Here is a 3620-nt window from a genome sequence, read left to right as displayed (position 1 = left end):
GGGCCGGGAGCGGGCGTTGAACCGGGGTGACGCGTGGATGTACCATCGGCCAGTGGCGATCCTCTTGATACGCCTCGACGCCCGCGCGGGCGAGACGCTGCAGCGGCAAATCTATCGTGAAATCCGGCGGGCGATCCTCGGCGGCGCCGTGCCGCCGGGAACGAGGCTGCCTTCGTCGCGGGCGCTGGCCGATGACCTGGGCGTCTCGCGGACAACGGCCGTCCTCGCGCTGGAACAACTCTCCGCCGAAGGCTATCTCGCCTCGCGACGCGGTGCGGGCACGTTCGTGGCCGAGGATCTCCCCGACGATCTCCCGCCGCGTCCGGTGCCCGGCCGGACCCCGGCCGGCCCGCGGACATCGCGCTCCACCCATCCGCCGCTGTCGCGGCGAGGCGCGGCCCTGGCCGCCGTCCCGCAGGGAGCCGCGCGTCTTGGCGGCCCGCCGCGCGCCTTTCGGGTCGGAACGCCCGGGCTCGACCTCTTTCCGGTCAGACTCTGGCACCGGCTCGCCAACCGGCGGCTTCGGTCGGTCACGGCGGCCGGGCTGGATTACGGCGACCCGGCCGGTCTTCGCGCGCTGCGCGAGGCCATCGCCGGCCACGTGCAGACGGCACGCGGCACCCGGTGCGACGCCGATCAGATCGTCATCGTGGGCGGCGCGCAGCAGGGCCTCGATCTCGTGTGCCGCCTGCTCCTCGACCCGGGCGATCGGGTGTGGATGGAGGAACCGGGCTATCCGGGAGCGCGCAGCGCGCTCGTCGGCGCAGGCGCGCGGATGGTCCCCATCCGCGTCGACGCGGAAGGGCTCGACGTGGACGCCGGGACGCGCCGTGCCGCCGACGCACGCCTCGCGTACGTCACGCCGTCACACCAGTATCCGTCCGGGGTGCCGATGAGTCTGCGGCGACGGCTCGCGCTGCTGCGCTGGGCCGCCGCGGCGCGGGCGTGGGTGGTCGAGGACGATTACGACAGCGAGTTCCGGTACGGCAGCCGCGCCGTCCCGTGCCTGCACGGGCTCGACGGCGACGGGCGGGTCATTTACGCCGGCAGCTTCAGCAAGACGCTCTTCCCCGCCCTCCGCCTGGGATTTCTCATCGTCCCGGACGGCCTCCAAGACCGCCTGGTGGCGGGCCGCCGCGCGGCCGACCAGCATCCGCCGCTCCTCGATCAGGCGGTGCTCGCCGACTTCATTGGTGATGGGCACTTCGCCCGCCATCTCCGCCGGATGCGAACGGCCTACCGCGAGCGTCTCGAGGCGCTGGTCGAGGCGGCGGAGCGCTTCTGCGGCGGGGCGATGCGCCTCCGGCCCGTTCGGACCGGCCTGCACGCGGTCGCCGACCTCGACGGCGTCGACGCCGCCGAGGTCGCGCAGGAAGCGGCGGCGCGCGGGGTCGAGGTCGCGCCGCTGGCGGCGTATTACACACGACGCGCACGGGCCGCGAACGGCCTCGTCCTGGGATTCGCCGCTGTGCCCTCCGCCGCGCTGGCGAAGGCCGCGGAACGGCTGGCGGCCGCGATCGAGCAGGCGCGCGGGGCCCCGACGGCGCGACCGTAACCGGAGGAGCGCTTCCCGCCGTCACCGAAGCCGGAGCACGCGGGTTCACGGAGGGAGGTCGATCCATCCCATGGACGTCCCCAACGACGTCGAGCTGCTCATCCCCGGCCCGATTCCGGTCTCAGCGAAGGTGTTGGAGGTCATGGGGCAACCGGTCCGGCAGCACTACGGTCCGGACTGGATGCCCGACTACGAGCGGTTTGTGGCGCGGCTCCGCCGCGTGTTCGTCACGACCGGGTCGGTCTACCCCATCCCGGCGTCCGGCAGCGGCGGCCTCGACGCCATGATCGGCAGCCTGGTGGGCGCGGACGGCCGGCTCGGCGTCGTGGCCAACGGCTTCTTCGGCACTCGGGTGCTCGAAATCGCACGGTCGTATTCCGCCAACGTGGAGGTGCTCGAGGTCCCCTGGGACCGGGCCGCGGATCCCGACGACGTCCGCCGGTGGGTCCGGACGCACAAACTTCCCCTGATCGCGATCGTCCACAGCGACACGTCCACGGGCGTGCTGAACCCGGTCCCCGACATCGCGGCCGCCGTGCGCCCCGAAGGCGCCGTGCTCGCGGTGGACGCCGTCTCGTCGCTCGGCGGGGCGCCGGTGGAGACCGACGCGTGGGGGCTCGCCGCCGTCTCCACCGCCTCGCAGAAGTGTCTCGAGACCCCGCCCGGCCTGGCCCCGGTCGCGATCACGAGAACGGGCTGGGACGTCATCGACCGCCAGCCGGCATCGCACGGCTGGTACCTCAACGTCCGCACGTGGCGGCGCTTCGAGCGCGAATGGGCCGGCCATCACCCCTATCCGGTGACCATTCCCAGCAATCTGATCCTCGCGCTCGACCGGGCGCTGCAGATCATGCTCGATGAGGGCCTGCCCGCGCGGTTCGAGCGGCACCGCCGCGCCCAGGCGGCGCTCCGCGAAGGATTGGAGCGGCTCGGCTTCCGCATGTTCGCGGACGCGCGGTGGGCATCGCCCACGGTCACGGTCGCCTACCCGCCGGCCGGCGTCGACGCCGCCGCGCTCATCCGGGGCATCCGCACGAGGGGGTTTGCCATCGCCGGCGGCCTCGAACAGCTCGCGGGCAAGGTGATCCGGATCGGCCACCTCGGGACGCAGGCGCACCCCGAGACGATGCGCCGGGCCGTGGATGCCCTCGAGTCGTGCCTGCGAGAGGGCGCACCGGCGCGCCCGCGCTGAGGGGGCCGGATCAGCGGACGTGGTACGGATCGAGCGCGTCCCGCAGGCCGTCCCCCACATAGTTGATCGCGATGACGGTCAAAAAGATCATCAACCCGGGGTAGACGGCCGTCCACGGCGCGCTCGTCATCTGATCCTGCGCGGCGTTCAGCATGTTGCCCCAGGTCGGGGTCGGCGGCTGCACGCCGAACCCGAGAAAACTCAATCCCGACTCCGTGATGATGGAGCTCGCCACCCGCAGCGTCGCCGCGACGATGATCGGCCCGAGACTGTTGGGCAGGATGTGCCGGGTGATGATCCGGCCGCTCCGCACGCCCAGGCCGCGCGCCGCCTCCACGAACGTGGCCTCGCGGAGCGACAGAAACGTGGCCCGCACCAGGCGGGCGACCGGCATCCATGACGTCACGGCGATCACGAGCACGATCGGCAGCACGCCGCCGGCGCCGCCCCGCAGGATGGGCAGGGAGACGTTTCGCAACACCAGGGCCAGCACGATCAGGACGAACAGTTGCGGAAACGACAGGACGAGATCCGTCAGCCGCATGAGCGCGTTGTCGGCCCACCCGCCGTAGTAGCCGGCGACGGCCCCGACGGCCGTGCCGAGGGTCACCGCGAGCGCCATGGCCGCGACGCCGATCGTCAGCGAGACGCGCCCGCCGTAGAGAATGCGGGTCAGCAGGTCCCGGCCGAGGTCGTCCGTCCCCATGAGGTGGGGCCGGGTCGGCGCGGCCAGGCGGTGGTCCAGATCCGACTGCTGCGGATCGTACGGCGAGACAAGCCGCGGAGCGGCGGACGCCAGCGCGAACCCGGCGATGATCGCGAGGCCGGCGAGCGCCATCCGGTGCCGGCGAAACCGCTCCCACACAAGCCGGG

Annotated in this window: 3 protein-coding genes; 2 read left to right on the top strand and 1 reads right to left on the bottom strand. The window is 72.8% G+C overall.

Going from position 1 to position 3620, the window contains the following annotated elements:
- The coding region (locus tag VGZ23_09610) for a PLP-dependent aminotransferase family protein (GenBank protein HEV2357850.1) at window positions 1-1555 on the top strand (1555 nt) is incomplete at its 5' end.
- A gap of 70 nt (window positions 1556-1625) precedes the next feature.
- Window positions 1626-2747: an alanine--glyoxylate aminotransferase family protein gene (locus VGZ23_09605; protein ID HEV2357849.1), complete on the top strand. Its 1122-nt coding sequence runs from the start codon at window positions 1626-1628 to the stop codon at window positions 2745-2747.
- 10 nt (window positions 2748-2757) lie between these two features.
- Here VGZ23_09605 and VGZ23_09600 read toward each other — a convergent pair.
- On the bottom strand, window positions 2758-3620 hold an 863-nt coding region (locus VGZ23_09600; protein HEV2357848.1), incomplete at its 5' end, for an ABC transporter permease.

Source organism: bacterium, assembly GCA_035945995.1.
Classification (GTDB): Bacteria; Sysuimicrobiota; Sysuimicrobiia; order Sysuimicrobiales; family Segetimicrobiaceae; genus DASSJF01.
The sequence above is the reverse complement of the archived record's forward strand: the minus strand, read 5'-3'. Positions and strand labels throughout refer to the sequence as shown.

Coding starts and splice junctions, on each gene's coding strand:
- VGZ23_09605 (HEV2357849.1), top strand. CDS start 1,626: ATGGACGTCCCCAACGACGTCGAGCTGCTCATCCCCGGCCCGATTCCG.